The sequence below is a fragment of the Nitrosomonas marina genome, assembly GCF_900110145.1.
GTDB classification, from domain to species: Bacteria; Pseudomonadota; Gammaproteobacteria; order Burkholderiales; family Nitrosomonadaceae; genus Nitrosomonas; species Nitrosomonas marina.
In genome coordinates this window covers 1-13,027 of the sequence record NZ_FOCP01000006.1, presented here as the reverse complement: position 1 = coordinate 13,027, position 13,027 = coordinate 1, and the positions used below count along the sequence as shown (strand labels likewise).

Below are 13,027 nucleotides of genomic sequence, written 5' to 3'. Positions count from 1 at the left end.
GGCAGGGTAGCAAGCAGCCACAAACTGTCTTCAGTAAAACCACGTCAATTGTAAATCGTTTTTCTTGGGGTGCTGGTTTGTAATTTTTCGAGTGAACAACGCTGTCCGGACTCTGAAATGCAAATGTTGCTGGTTATGGATGTTGCTGTGGTAGTGCTTTGTAGGCACTGGATACCCTATCTCACTATAAAGCGTATCAAAAACTTGATACGATAAAATATTGATTCTGCCGCTTCCTCTTTTTTCTTGCAATACTAGCAATGGATGGTTGCTTTGAAATCTTAATCACTGGGCTGCTTCACGTTCATTAAAAACCAGATTTTACATGCCATAAAGTTTTTTAGTATTTCCCTGTCATGATTATGGTATAATAACCCATTTATTCAACGGGCTGTCTTTATAATAAAAAAACACGTATTCCTATGAGGTTTGGAAAGAACGTGTTGGAACGAGCTGGAACGTGTTGGCGCGCTTAAATTCCACTGGCTTATGAATTGGATTATTAGCATTTAGCGAAACAAATTGCTAATATTTTTCTTTTTTCATAAGACTGCATTCATTCCTTGAGGCGGCTCTATGTAAATGCTGTATAGAGAAATGCTTCTTATCTCGAAATTCTGCAGGAATTAAAAAAATACGGGCAGGAGAGAGAAAGATTCTTTAACGATTGTGTTTATGATAGTAATCTATCAACTAATTGATATTTAATGAAAAAAATAATTGGTGGAATTTAAGATATGGCAGATAGTTTCAGCATTGATAGTAAAATGAGTGGGAGAAGGAAGTTTCTGGTTGCTGCGACTTCTGTGGCGGGAGGCGTTGCGGGCGTAGGCATTGCAACGCCTTTTGTTTTGAGCATGATGCCAAGTGAGCGAGCCAAGGCCGCAGGTGCGCCAGTAGAAGTCGACATTTCGAAGCTCGAAGAAGGCATGTTGCTGATGGTGGAGTGGCGTGGACGAGTAGTCTGGGTTCTCGAACGAACGCCTTCTATGTTGGCGACCCTGGAAAAGCTCGAACCTAAGCTGGCTGATCCAAATTCAGAAAAAAATCAACAGCCTGATTACGCAAAAAACAGAACGCGTTCTATTAAACCCGAGATTTTAGTAGTGGAGGGTATTTGTACTCATCTGGGTTGCTCTCCAGTCTTCAGGAAAGATATAGCACCAGAGGATCTTGGTTCCGATTGGTTGGGTGGTTTTTTCTGTCCTTGTCATGGTTCGAAGTTTGATCTGGCGGGCCGAGTATACAAAAGTGTTCCTGCACCAACGAATTTGGTAGTGCCGCCGCATACTTATTTAAGTGATAACGTCCTTTTAATTGGGGCAGAAAGCAAGGAATCAGCATAAATGAGCAAGCAAAATAATTCGTTTCTTGAATGGATAGACAAGCGTTTTCCATTGGTTTCTACTTGGAAAGAGCATTTTACAGAGTATTATGCACCCAAGAACTTTAACTTCTGGTATTTTTTTGGATCGTTAGCGTTACTCGTATTGGTAAATCAGCTGGTTACGGGAATTTTTCTCACAATGAGCTATAAGCCTGACGCAAGTCTGGCATTCGCCTCAGTTGAATATATCATGCGTGATGTCGAGTTTGGCTGGCTGATTCGCTACATGCATTCAACGGGAGCTTCGATGTTCTTCGTGGTTGTGTACCTGCATATGTTCCGTGGAATGATGTATGGTTCATATCGTAAACCTCGTGAGCTGCTATGGCTGATTGGTATGGCAATATTTTTTGTATTAATGAGCCTGGCCTTTACCGGATACATATTGCCATGGGGCCAAATGTCTTACTGGGGTGCGCAGGTAATTGTTAGCATGTTCGAAGCGATTCCATTTATTGGCGAGACGCTGCATAACTGGATTCTGGGCGATTTCATGCTGTCAGATGCGGCCTTGAACCGTTTCTTTGCATATCATGTTGTGACACTGCCGGTATTGATTGTCGTGCTGGTGTTTGTCCATATCATTGCTTTACATGAGGTAGGTTCAAATAACCCGGATGGTATTGAAATCAAGGAAAACAAAAACCCTGAAACAAAAATCCCAGTTGATGGAATACCATTTCATCCTTACTACACTGTAAAAGATATTTTTGGTGTTGTTGTTTTTCTGATAGTTTTTTGCGGCATCATTTTCTTTGCGCCGGAGATGGGCGGGTATTTCCTCGAACACAATAATTTTATACCAGCAGATACTTTAAAAACGCCGGACCATATTGCACCGGTCTGGTATTTCACACCATATTATTCAATGTTACGCGCTGTAACTGTGAATTTTCTGTGGGTCGACGCGAAGTTGTGGGGTGTATTCTTAATGGTCGCGGGTGTTGCCATTTTCTGTTTTCTGCCGTGGCTGGACAGAAGCCCCGTAAAATCCATTCGCTATAAAGGCCCGATTTTCAAATTCGCTTTAACGCTCTTTGTTATCAGTTTTTTCGTTCTTGGATGGTTGGGCACACAGCAACCAACACCGTTATACACGCTATTAGCCCAAATTTTTTCGGTTATTTATTTTGCATTCTTCATTTTAATGCCTTGGTATAGCAAAATAGATAAAACAAAACCTGAGCCTAAAAGAGTGACCAAATGAATAGAATAAAAATATTTCTGATTGTCTTGTGTTTGGCTCCATTGAGTTTGTTCGCCGCAGAGCCCGGAATGCCATTAGATAGTGCGCCAATTAATCAAACTGATAACGAGTCGTTACAGCGAGGTGCAGAGACTTTTGTAAACTATTGCCTGACATGCCATGGCGCAAGCTTTATGCGTTATAACCGCCATCGGGACATAGGTTTGGAAAATGAAGCTGAAGTTACCGAGAAATTGATATTAACGGGACAAAAACCGGGCGATTTGATGTTGTCTGCCATGCGTAAATATGAGGGAGAAGAATGGTTTGGAGTTGCTCCTCCGGATCTGTCTGTCATTGCGCGCGCAAAAGGTGCAGACTGGTTGTATACCTATCTGCGTGCCTTTTACCGAGATGAATCCACAGTATCCGGATGGAACAATCTTGTTTTTGATCGTGTTGCCATGCCTCATGTTTTATACGAGCTGCAGGGGGAACAAGAACTGGTTGTAGAAACAGTGGCGGGTAAAGAAGTAAAAAGCCTAGAACTAGCCAAGCCAGGCACGATGACGGTATCCGAATATGATCGATATGTAGCTGATCTGGTAAATTATATGGTTTACCTTAGTGAACCGGCTGCAAATGATCGCAAACAATTAGGTATATTGGTAATGATATTTCTGTTTGGTATGCTGGGATTGACCTATGTATTATATCGCGAGTACTGGAAAGACATACATTGAGCATGAAGTAATTTTCATTCTTAGTGATAATGTTGTGAAATTATAGCCATGATGACTTTGTATTCAACAATTACATGTCCGTATAGCCATCGCTGCCGTATTGTTCTGCACGAGAAGGACATGGACTTTGAAGTAATTGACGTTGATCCCAACAACAAACCTGAAGATCTCGCGGTCATGAGTCCGTATGGGAAAGCGCCGATTCTGGTCGAGCGCGATCTGGTGCTCTATGAATCTAATATCATCAATGAATATATAGATGATCGCTTTCCACATCCGCAGCTCATGCCTGCTGATCCGGTCATGCGGGCACGTGCCAGGTTATTGTTATACCGCTTTGAACAGGAGCTGTTTTGCTATATAGACGCCATTGAAGATACCGATGGAAAATCGGCGGAAAAAGCCCGCACGGCAGTTGCGGAAAACCTGACGATTATTGCGCCGATTTTTGAGAAACAAAAATTTATGCTCGGTGACGAGTTTTCCATGCTGGATGTGGCGATAGCGCCTTTACTTTGGCGGCTTGAGCATTACGGTATTAAGCTGCCCAAGCAGGCGGCCCCATTATTAAAATACTCTGAGCGCTTATTTAGCAGACCGTTGTTTATCGATGCGTTATCAGCATCCGAAAAGGTCATGCGGAAATAATGAAGTTGCCATCGACGAAACCATATTTAATCCGCGCAATCTACGAGTGGTGCAATGAATGTGGATACACGCCACTGTTATCTGTCAAAGCAATTCCCCAGGCAGATTTTCCGTCGGATAAAATCCAGAATGGTGAAATCATTTTCAACATTCATGATAGTGCAGTACACAATCTGATTATTGGAAATGATATAATCAGCTTCTCAGCCCGATTTGGGGGTGTAGCAAAACAAATTGCATTTCCCACGGAAGCAGTCAATGGTATCTTTGCTCGAGAAGTTAATCAGGGTATTTCATTTCCTGAGAATGATTTGACTGGAGAAAAGGAAGTAACGGACAAATTAAATATCAAAAATAAAAATAAACTGGTTAAATCATCAGACCAAACGAAGCCTGATAAAAAAGGCAGAGCTAATTTGCACTTGGTAAAATAGCGAACAAACATAAATTCACAGCATTGTAGTGAATGTCATCAAAAGCCGGCATAGCTCAGATGGTAGAGCAGCTGATTTGTAATCAGAAGGTCCCGAGTTCGATTCTTGGTGTCGGCACCAAAAATTCAATAAGTTACGTTTGGTTTAGTATTTAATAAATTTTCATGTAGACGTAATGTAGACAGAAAATCGAGATTTCTTTCAACTAAAAAATTACTACTCTCGCTTTGAAATGGTGCTTCAATTCATCAGAGTTTAATGGAAACTTCCAAAACACCCTTTCCAAAACTCATTCAATTCGTTCATTTTTTCAATCTAACGCCTCGTTCACCGGAAAATGAGGAACGCAGCGAGTGATTTTCCATGTGCAGCAATTTGTTATACCTTGTTTCTAACAAACAGCTCAGAATTCTTCTTTAATTTTCTATCTAACTTTATGCCAACCTCTCCTCCATTAAAGGTATCTACACCATTATCATTAACCTGCAATGATTCGATTGTTGCTTTTGAGTAAACTCCTTGTTTTTTTACGATCAAAGTGTCGCCTACAGATAACGTTGTGCCATTTAAGTTTACAATAGCAACTTGACCATCCATGAAGAGCTCATGCGGGACACCAATGGATTCTATGTTTTCCGGTTCTAATACAATTAAACCTGCTTTAAAAAGTGACTCTCTAACATCTGCTTTTTGCATGATGCCTTCTTCAATTAGAAAGTATGCTTTATAAAGATCATATGTCGTTAAAAGCCCCCGCTTGTCGTGACCAGCATCTTTGATTTGATTCTCGGTGAACGGGGTGGTAGCTCTTGATTTTGGTGGCATGTATCGCTGGTGATTGACAATATATAGGCCAAACACATCGAATTTACCCCGTTGCTCAGCACGTCTATATTTGATTTTGCTTATCTGTGAGCAATCTTTGTCTGTCGACGTGCCGCCAATGCCCTTAATTTCAACAACTAAAAAACGGTCTTTGCAATCAACTTGAATATCCTCTTCAAGGATATCCGGGTTAGTATCATCTAGATTAACAACAGATTCGAAACCTAGCCAATTCAAGTATGTTTCCACAGCGGAAACTAGAGTATCTCCAGTCTCAGTTATCAAATCAGACAAAAATTTATATTTGACTTTCAACGAAGCCAGCTTTTCTTCAATCTCAGCAATATTTTTATTGAATTTGTCCTCGAGTTCGGCCCTTTCCAGCAATAATTTGTTTTCACCGGGGAGCGGATAGTCGCCATCATTAAGCCACTTAAACTCTCCGTGAAAAGGGAAGATTTCAGGAACAACCTCCGGAAGGTAGGTTTTGAATAGCTCAGATACGAAATTTGGTTTATCCGTTATATCAGGAAAAACAAAAACAGTAGATTTATCAACAATATGAGCATAACTAACTATTTCATCTCTCTCGTTAAGCAGTAGCGGAACAAAATCTTCTATAGGTTGATTTTTTTTGTCTCTCCATTCCGTTGGATGGTAAAAAACCGTTTTGAAGTTAATGTTATCCAGATGCTTTAGAAATAGCGGTGATAACTTTGATTCATTTGTGGGCAGCTTTACTTTTCTTCCATTGCGAGATATATGACCAGGAAAATCTTGGTAGAACAAAAAATTAGACAACTCCTTTCGGCTTGTTATGCTAGGTCCGTGCCTCGTAATTTCTACAAATTGGTACTCTGAAATATTTTCAGATCCACAAAAGGCAATAATTACCGATTTCTTTTTAGAAAGCTCAATTAGATCCCTAGAGACAATATCAATAGAGAGAGGACGAGGATCGAAAATCTGCTCTGGATATGTGCTCAATAATGCATGAGCAGTATTCCCTGATGTGTTACTCAACTGATGCTTGCTGGGGTCATAGTTTTCAGACTGATTGTTTGTTAAATCCAACATAACGACATCAAACTCATGAAGGTTTGCCGGATAGTCATGATTAAGCTTTAGGAGCTTTTCCTCATGTTTTTTATTATTTACCTTTACAGTAGCACCAAAGCTTCCTTCGTAGCAGTTGATTCGTAAATCCTTTAACTTTCCTACAACATCCTCTTCAAAATCAAAGAGAAAAACCATTGGTTGTATATATGGTTCAAGATCATCTTTACTGACAAATTGCTTAGTATCCATACTGACATGTACTTTTGGTTCTTTTTTGAACATCTTAAATATCATCTATCAACCCCACAGTGCTTGTATTAAGGTATTGTTGCAGAGAAATTATGATATTCGCACAATCCAGGAATTACTAGGACACATGGATCTGAAAACAATCTTGATCTATACACATACAGCACAAAGCACTACGATTAAACAAACTAAGAATCAGTTAAATTTTAACTTAGCCAATCCTGAAATACTAAAGTATAAATGCGTCAATTCAGTATGGTTTGTATTTCGCGCATAATGTACTCCCGTTACGTACAGTTATTAACAGAACTCCAAGGCGGCTGCGCCGCAAATGCGGCCTCACGGTCGCTGCCGCTCCCGTTCGGGCGCATTGCGGCATGCCGATTCTCTGATTCAGTATTTACTGTAAATCTTTCAATACGCCATTGATGCAAGCGTGTCGGCAGTTCTATGGTGTCGGTTTTAACACCACAGATTTTTTCTCCAATTGGATCGCCATACTTACCCAGATCCGCGCATTTTTCTTTCATTAACCGGATCGGGTTATCTTTGCGTTTCGCAGCGGTGCCGCCCATTAATTGAATGAACTGCCACCACTGGCCTTGATCGGCCGCCTGTTGCGCTTGTTGCAGGATGCCTTCAGGTGCATCGTTGATCCGGCGCAATTCACGCCAGATACTGACCGGCGCACCACCAATTTGCTGAAATTGCCGGATTCCCCAGGTCGACGCCCAGGCTTCCACCCGTTCGGCTGCATCTTTTATTGGTTTGCCGTCAGAATCATGCTCAAGGCCGTAACCATCGATGTTCTTTGAAATATATTTGGCGACATAGCCAACTGCTGTGCCTTTGCTTTTATCAATCGTTTCGGCGGTAAAACGATGCCCTTTTGCACCGAGTTCGTCGCCATCGGTTTCCAGTGCATAATGCTCGATGACTTCTCTGACTTTTTCGGTGTGGTTTGGTGGCATGAATAACAGCAGGTGCCAATGTGGAGTGCCGTCATGTTGCGGTTCAGCAATTCGGAAGCCATAGGTGTGTATGTCTTCACGATCAAGTTTTGCGCGGATTCTGGCCCAGACTTTATTGAGATATTCTTGTGCTTGTTCCGGCGTGGTGCCGTCATATTTTGGATTGGGTTTGCAGCTTTTTAATAACCGCGCATGCATTCTTGATGGACAGGTAATGGTATAGAATTCACCGGCATGACCTAATTCATTGGCTATGTATTCAAAGCCAAAAATACGCACCATTAACTCACTGCGGCGTACACGTGGATTGGCCAGACCATGTTCAGCCAGTTCGCTGAGTGTAAAACCTTCTCCCAGTTCGTTGATGGCATAAAACCCATCCAGGATACGCCGGTTACGTTTTTTCTGTTCTCTGCGCCGTTGCAGGGTTTCATCGCTGACGTATTTGCCTTTGCGTTGATGCACCAGGCCGGAACGGATGGCTTCCTTTTCCAGTTTCTTTGCGTGTATTTTACGCAAACGAGGCAGCCACCAGTTTTCATCGGTCAGGCGTCCATAAATGCCTTTTTCTGTCTTACTGGGATCGTCCAGATCGGGCAGTCTGACTGCATATTTTTGTGCGAAATGCAGCAGACTGGCTATCTTGCTCTTTTGGTTCAGCAAAACGTTATGAAAACTTTTTATTTCCAGAACGATACGCTTGGCCAATGCTTGCAGGTCATCATCGGAAGCATTCAGCGGTATGCTGTGCTTTGTCGGCCTGCCAAAAGTTTCAAGCAGAAAAATATTGGCAATACGCCTGCCATCGAAAATATAGGTTTCTTTATACTCATAGGCTGCATTCTCAGCAATACGTACCGGCAATTGGCGGAATATCGGCAAACGCCAGTTCCGATCGCTGGAATCGGGTTCATCGAGTAATTCAAGGATATTTTCAGCAATGAGTTCGCTGGGTGTGAGCAGTTTTCCGTTGCAGCGTACTGACGTGTGCATAGCTCACCTCAGTACTGACTGGTTGAATGAAAGGCACACGACTCTATATAGGCGAGCAGATCGCTATAACGATAGCGAACTGCCCGGCTGCCGACTTTGATAAATGGCACACGCGCACCTGCCCAGCGGTCACGTTCAAGGAATGCGACACTGACGCCTAAAATCTGTGCAGCTTCTTTAGTGGTGAGTAATTGGGTTTGCATAAATTGCCTCCAGTGAATTAATCAAATGGAAGCAATTTGCGGGAATTTGGCAGTTAAAAAAAGATGCTAAAAAAATAGAAAGGTATTTATTTTTTTAAAAAGGTTTTTATTTTTACTAACAGCCTGATTATTTTCTCCTTCCACCTTTTTTGGCATATTCAGATGAAACATTTTTTGCCCAATTTCGGAATGATTCAGGAGTAAAAACAGAGGGGTTTCCGTATTGTCGCATAACGGGATGGGTGCGAATTTCTTCATAAGTCTGGTTTGGATTTTCTTTCCATAGCATTTTAGCCAATTCAAGGCACGCAACTTTCATCTTTCTTTGTTCAGTCAATCGATCATACCAGCCCGTAATATTTTCATCTTCTGGAATACTATTTGAATTTTCTGAATCGGAAAGTTTCTTTAACGCCCAGCAAGGTGGAGGATCAAGCAGGGCTATATTCTCACACCAATTGATTACCTCATTTCGCTTTACATACAGATTATCCAGGTAATTCCTGCTGATATTGTTGTGTATAAGGAACCGATAAAACTGTATGACATGCCTGATTTCAAAAATAAATGAAAAAATAGAATTATCGAAGAAAATTCGATAACCTTTCCACCTGCCAGAAATTTCTTTGCCGCCGATTGCACGTATCAGGCGATCAATTGCAATTCTCAGTTCGGGCGAAATTGCATTGGGATCGGTTTTGTCGGATTCTTCACCTGTCCAGTCATGCGCCAGTTGCCAGACAGTTTTAAAATCTGGATTATCTTTAATAGACATAGCCAATTAATCGCGTTATTAGTCGATAGAATAATTGACGGCCAATGCATGTCACTCTTAAGAAGAAATCATTTCTGGTATTTCGTATTAAATGCCACCCTTGACAGGCTGCCGCCGCTCCAAAGCGTTGTTTTGCATGAAGGATTGAAGTTGTGTGATTGGATGCTGGGAAAAATAACTGTATTTCTTGTTTTGTCGGTTGTGCAAACAGCAAAGGCGGCGCTTCAATCCTTCCTGTACGGCTCATTATCTTGAGCGGCGGCAGCCTGTCAAGGGCAAGCCGCTTCGCGGTGGCAACTGGTTTGAATGAAATTATGGATTAAGCTGGCGTTTAGCCTACGCAACGCTATTGTTATTGGTCGATTTCTTTTTTATAGATGTGTTGGGTGAGAAGACGACACGACCTTTTCTTGCGATCATTTGACGCACGGATTCCAGCAATTCGGCTTCAAGGTTTCGGCTGTTTTCCCAGGCTTCCAGTTCTGGGGTGGTCAATGGTTTTGTGGGTTTCATGTCTTTTGGAATATTAAAGCTTTGTGCTGTTTCCAGGCAATGGACAGTTAAACCGAAATTTCCTTTAAAACATCTGGGCGACGCTCGGCGATGGCAATCAATGTTTTAGCTGCGCCACTGGGTTGTCGGCGGCCCTGTTCCCAGTCTTGCAGGGTTCTTACCGATACGCCTAGGAGTTTTGCAAAGTCTGTTTGTGACAAACCGGATTTTATGCGTGCGGAAACAATGGGTGAAACCTCAACCTTGTGAATTCGGCTGGCGCGTCCTGCTTTCATTTGTTTAACTGATTCCAGCAGTTCCGCCCCAAGGTCGCGTTCTTCATCGCGTTTCTTTAATTCTTTTTCAGTCATGGGCATGTTATCTTTTCCTTAATTGCTTTCAGTAAATGTGCAGGAACATTTTCGTATTTGTTTTTGGCGTAAATCAGCAACAGCCAGATCGTGCCATCTTCAAGCGTGTTGTAATAGATTACGCGTATACCGCCGCTTTTGCCTTTTCCTTTGCGTGACCAGCGTACTTTCCGGCAACCTCCAGAGCCGCGAATAATATCTCCTGCATCATAATGTTCTGCAATCCAGGCAGCAAATGCGGCGCGTTCTTCCTCAGTCCAGTAATCACTGACATAACGACTGAAGATTTCCGTTTCTGCAATGGTGTACATTAGCTTTTAATAATACGGCATTGCCGTATGAAGTCAAGATATTTTGTTGGATTGTATTTGGTTTAAATCGGTTACGGTTGCAGATGGCTTATAACCAGCACATTTAAGCATATAATCAGTGATTTTTTGCATCGGCTGTCTTAATCGTTCTACGTCAGTTACGATGTAACCGGCTGTAATATCGCTGCTCATTTTGTGGTTGACCAGGCGCTTCACTGCATAAGCTGAAATATCCAGACTTTCGGCAACGGTTACAAACGTCCGGCGCAAATCATGAATCGTGAACGATACACCGGATTCTTTGATGATTTTGGCAAGCTGCTTGCGTTGTTCAGAAATATAGCCGGTTCCATTGGCTCTCTGAAATACGAATTCGTTGATAGCGTTATTTTTTCGTTGTTGCAGCAGATCAAAAAGAAAATCGGATAAGGGCAGGGTATGATCCTGATGGTTTTTGGTATCGGTCACTTTTAAAGTTCTGGCTTTCAGATCGATATTGTTCCAGGTCATCCGTGCGGCTTCTTCGCGCCTTAATCCGGTAAAAAGTACCAGTAAAAGATAATCTCGAATGGTTTCGCGGTTTTGGCTGGTGACATCATTTTTTTGATTCATGACCGTGTTAAACCAGGGTTCAAGTTCATGCGGTTTGATAACGGTCTGGCGGCGCTCCACGCGATACCAGGCGCGGGTCTGGGTGAGTCGTATCACGGGGTTTTCTCGCAAAATTGAATGACCGTTGCCGTCTTCATACTGTGCAATGGCAAAATTGAACAAAGCGCGTAAAAAACGCATGGATAAATTGGCATAGGCTTCACCATGTTCAGCGCCGATTTTACTGTGACGTTTGGCAACCATGTCTTTATTAATCTTCAACATGGCCTTTTTTTGCCAGTCGGCAAACACGGTTTTCATGATGCGCTGATAATCATAGAGCGTGCGGGCTTTCAGTTTTTTTCTAACGGCAACGAAATCATCAAAAGCCTGTTGCAATGTTGTGCCCTGTAATGCTTCGGATTTCTTTTCAGCGAGAGGGTTGCGCCCTATAGCAATTTGTCCCAGTAACTTATGCGCTTCTTTTCTGGCCTGCTCGACGGTTAATTCTGGATAGCGACCTAACGTCAATCGCTTAACCCTGCCATCAATTCTTTTTTCCAGAATAAATGATTTTGCGCCGGTTGAAGTAATGCGGACGGCAAAACCTTTTAACTCGGAATCCCGCACAAATGTCTGACCAGTTTCTGGTGTAGACAGTCTGTCTACATACGACTTGGTAATTTTATGCGATAGCGGCTGCGCGCGAGGTATGGTCATTGTTTCAGCTTCCTTTCATGTAGACGCCATGTAGACACTATGTAGACAGTAGGCGTAAAACTATGGAATGGAGTATAAAACAATATAACAGTAAAAATCAATACAAAACAATGACTTTAAAACAATTTCAAAAATGTTAAAACAGCTTAAAATGGTATATTTTAGAATTTGTAATCAGAAGGTCCCGAGTTCGATTCTTGGTGTCGGCACCATTTATTAACTTATTGTTCTGGTTGGATTATCTTCCTAATATTTTTGGGGGAAGAAAGCTTGAATCGCCCAACATATTGAAAAATAATGAAAATACTGGTTTTGTTCCCGCAGGCTATTTTTATATGAAAAGCTAATTTGGATCAAAGTAGTTTAATACATCCATGGCTTGGTGCGGTATGCTGATGATGCGAATACAATTTTCACCAATTGTATAGAATATCAAGTGTGATCCTTGCAAATAGCAGTAATAGTCTTCTTCATATCAATTCTACGTTTACCTAATTTAGGATTTTCAGCTAACCACCGGAAACGTCGGTCAAGATCACGTAGATAGCTGTCTCGTTTCTTTTTACCCCATTTTTGCAGCGTGTTAACGCCCGATATTTTTGAGGTCTTGTTGTACGCGTGGCGTAATTTTGACGGTGAATGTCATTCCTCAGTAACCGTCCGACCCCGCCATCTATAAATTAGAATCAGATCTGTTTATCCTCGGGCATTTTCAAAGGAGGATGAGCGATGACAACACAGGAACAACAGTTACGTCATATCAGGGCGTGGCAGTCGAGCGGATTGTCGCAGACGTCTTATTGTCGCAAGCATGGCCTGAACAGCAAGACTTTTGGAAACTGGCTGCGGGTTTATCGGAGAACGCAATTGCTTAGTCAACCGGGATCAATGGTACCGGTGACGATTACACCGGCTGTGCCGGTTACAGATTACTTGAGGCTGCGTTGTTCAGGCGGTCATACACTTGAAGTGCCGGCGAATATATCGCCGCAATGGCTGGGCGAATTGTTGAAATGTCTGGACTGATTGCTCATGTTGGACAAATCTGGATGGTCGTTGAGCCGGTGGA

General features: G+C 42.2%; 14 protein-coding genes and 1 tRNA gene. 7 read left to right on the top strand and 8 right to left on the bottom strand.

Annotated elements, in window-relative coordinates; translation table 11 throughout:
* Nucleotides 1-767 precede the first annotated feature (767 nt).
* The 6 genes from petA (at nucleotide 768) to BMX44_RS05555 (ending at nucleotide 4,518) form a co-directional block, all read left to right on the top strand.
* Nucleotides 768-1,346 (top strand): ubiquinol-cytochrome c reductase iron-sulfur subunit, encoded by a 579-nt coding sequence (gene petA, locus BMX44_RS05580; protein WP_425433710.1) that lies wholly within the window; start codon nucleotides 768-770, stop codon nucleotides 1,344-1,346.
* The gene (locus BMX44_RS05575) at nucleotides 1,347-2,594 is read left to right on the top strand and encodes a cytochrome b (protein ID WP_090629197.1); all 1,248 of its coding nucleotides are present in this window, start codon (nucleotides 1,347-1,349) and stop codon (nucleotides 2,592-2,594) included. It begins immediately after the preceding gene.
* Nucleotides 2,591-3,316, top strand: coding sequence for a cytochrome c1 (locus BMX44_RS05570; RefSeq protein ID WP_090629194.1), 726 nt, complete (start codon nucleotides 2,591-2,593; stop codon nucleotides 3,314-3,316). Before BMX44_RS05575 ends, BMX44_RS05570 begins: the two co-directional genes overlap by 4 nt.
* A 48-nt stretch (nucleotides 3,317-3,364) precedes the next feature.
* Complete coding sequence (locus BMX44_RS05565; RefSeq protein WP_090629192.1) at nucleotides 3,365-3,964, top strand: glutathione S-transferase N-terminal domain-containing protein; 600 nt, start codon at nucleotides 3,365-3,367, stop codon at nucleotides 3,962-3,964.
* Nucleotides 3,964-4,398 carry a ClpXP protease specificity-enhancing factor gene (locus BMX44_RS05560; RefSeq protein WP_090629189.1) on the top strand — a complete coding sequence of 145 codons (435 nt, stop codon included), beginning with the start codon at nucleotides 3,964-3,966 and terminating at the stop codon, nucleotides 4,396-4,398. Before BMX44_RS05565 ends, BMX44_RS05560 begins: the two co-directional genes overlap by 1 nt.
* 44 nt (nucleotides 4,399-4,442) lie before the next feature.
* Nucleotides 4,443-4,518, top strand: a tRNA-Thr gene (locus tag BMX44_RS05555).
* 258 nt (nucleotides 4,519-4,776) lie between these two features.
* Here BMX44_RS05555 and BMX44_RS05550 read toward each other — a convergent pair.
* The 8 genes from BMX44_RS05550 to BMX44_RS05520 all read right to left on the bottom strand — a co-directional run bounded on the left by BMX44_RS05550 (nucleotide 4,777) and on the right by BMX44_RS05520 (nucleotide 11,958).
* Nucleotides 4,777-6,564 (bottom strand): hypothetical protein, encoded by a 1,788-nt coding sequence (locus BMX44_RS05550; RefSeq protein ID WP_177167686.1) that lies wholly within the window; start codon nucleotides 6,562-6,564, stop codon nucleotides 4,777-4,779.
* A gap of 254 nt (nucleotides 6,565-6,818) precedes the next feature.
* Nucleotides 6,819-8,495 carry a replication endonuclease gene (locus BMX44_RS05545; protein WP_090629184.1) on the bottom strand — a complete coding sequence of 559 codons (1,677 nt, stop codon included), beginning with the start codon at nucleotides 8,493-8,495 and terminating at the stop codon, nucleotides 6,819-6,821.
* 8 nt (nucleotides 8,496-8,503) lie between these two features.
* Nucleotides 8,504-8,698 (bottom strand): helix-turn-helix transcriptional regulator, encoded by a 195-nt coding sequence (locus tag BMX44_RS05540; RefSeq protein WP_090629178.1) that lies wholly within the window; start codon nucleotides 8,696-8,698, stop codon nucleotides 8,504-8,506.
* A gap of 127 nt (nucleotides 8,699-8,825) precedes the next feature.
* Nucleotides 8,826-9,473, bottom strand: coding sequence for a hypothetical protein (locus BMX44_RS05535; RefSeq protein ID WP_090629176.1), 648 nt, complete (start codon nucleotides 9,471-9,473; stop codon nucleotides 8,826-8,828).
* A gap of 336 nt (nucleotides 9,474-9,809) precedes the next feature.
* Nucleotides 9,810-9,986, bottom strand: a complete 177-nt coding sequence (locus BMX44_RS16750) for a hypothetical protein (RefSeq protein WP_177167685.1) — start codon at nucleotides 9,984-9,986, stop codon at nucleotides 9,810-9,812.
* 47 nt (nucleotides 9,987-10,033) lie between these two features.
* On the bottom strand, nucleotides 10,034-10,336 hold the full coding sequence (locus BMX44_RS05530) for a helix-turn-helix domain-containing protein (RefSeq protein WP_245738842.1): 303 nt from the start codon (nucleotides 10,334-10,336) through the stop codon (nucleotides 10,034-10,036).
* On the bottom strand, nucleotides 10,333-10,647 hold the full coding sequence (locus tag BMX44_RS05525; protein WP_090629171.1) for a transcriptional regulator: 315 nt from the start codon (nucleotides 10,645-10,647) through the stop codon (nucleotides 10,333-10,335). Before BMX44_RS05525 ends, BMX44_RS05530 begins: the two co-directional genes overlap by 4 nt.
* 33 nt (nucleotides 10,648-10,680) lie before the next feature.
* The gene (locus BMX44_RS05520) at nucleotides 10,681-11,958 is read right to left on the bottom strand and encodes a tyrosine-type recombinase/integrase (RefSeq protein WP_090629168.1); all 1,278 of its coding nucleotides are present in this window, start codon (nucleotides 11,956-11,958) and stop codon (nucleotides 10,681-10,683) included.
* A 729-nt stretch (nucleotides 11,959-12,687) separates the two neighbouring features.
* Between BMX44_RS05520 and tnpA the strand changes: the two genes are divergently transcribed.
* Nucleotides 12,688-12,984, top strand: coding sequence for an IS66 family insertion sequence element accessory protein TnpA (gene tnpA / locus BMX44_RS05510; protein WP_090629166.1), 297 nt, complete (start codon nucleotides 12,688-12,690; stop codon nucleotides 12,982-12,984).
* Nucleotides 12,985-13,027: the final 43 nt, after the last annotated feature.

Coding starts and splice junctions, on each gene's coding strand:
- petA (WP_425433710.1), top strand. CDS start 768: ATGAGTGGGAGAAGGAAGTTTCTGGTTGCTGCGACTTCTGTGGCGGGA.
- BMX44_RS05575 (WP_090629197.1), top strand. CDS start 1,347: ATGAGCAAGCAAAATAATTCGTTTCTTGAATGGATAGACAAGCGTTTT.
- BMX44_RS05570 (WP_090629194.1), top strand. CDS start 2,591: ATGAATAGAATAAAAATATTTCTGATTGTCTTGTGTTTGGCTCCATTG.
- BMX44_RS05565 (WP_090629192.1), top strand. CDS start 3,365: ATGATGACTTTGTATTCAACAATTACATGTCCGTATAGCCATCGCTGC.
- BMX44_RS05560 (WP_090629189.1), top strand. CDS start 3,964: ATGAAGTTGCCATCGACGAAACCATATTTAATCCGCGCAATCTACGAG.
- BMX44_RS05550 (WP_177167686.1), bottom strand. CDS start 6,564: ATGTTCAAAAAAGAACCAAAAGTACATGTCAGTATGGATACTAAGCAA.
- BMX44_RS05545 (WP_090629184.1), bottom strand. CDS start 8,495: ATGCACACGTCAGTACGCTGCAACGGAAAACTGCTCACACCCAGCGAA.
- BMX44_RS05540 (WP_090629178.1), bottom strand. CDS start 8,698: ATGCAAACCCAATTACTCACCACTAAAGAAGCTGCACAGATTTTAGGC.
- BMX44_RS05535 (WP_090629176.1), bottom strand. CDS start 9,473: ATGTCTATTAAAGATAATCCAGATTTTAAAACTGTCTGGCAACTGGCG.
- BMX44_RS16750 (WP_177167685.1), bottom strand. CDS start 9,986: ATGAAACCCACAAAACCATTGACCACCCCAGAACTGGAAGCCTGGGAA.
- BMX44_RS05530 (WP_245738842.1), bottom strand. CDS start 10,336: ATGACTGAAAAAGAATTAAAGAAACGCGATGAAGAACGCGACCTTGGG.
- BMX44_RS05525 (WP_090629171.1), bottom strand. CDS start 10,647: ATGTACACCATTGCAGAAACGGAAATCTTCAGTCGTTATGTCAGTGAT.
- BMX44_RS05520 (WP_090629168.1), bottom strand. CDS start 11,958: ATGACCATACCTCGCGCGCAGCCGCTATCGCATAAAATTACCAAGTCG.
- tnpA (WP_090629166.1), top strand. CDS start 12,688: ATGACAACACAGGAACAACAGTTACGTCATATCAGGGCGTGGCAGTCG.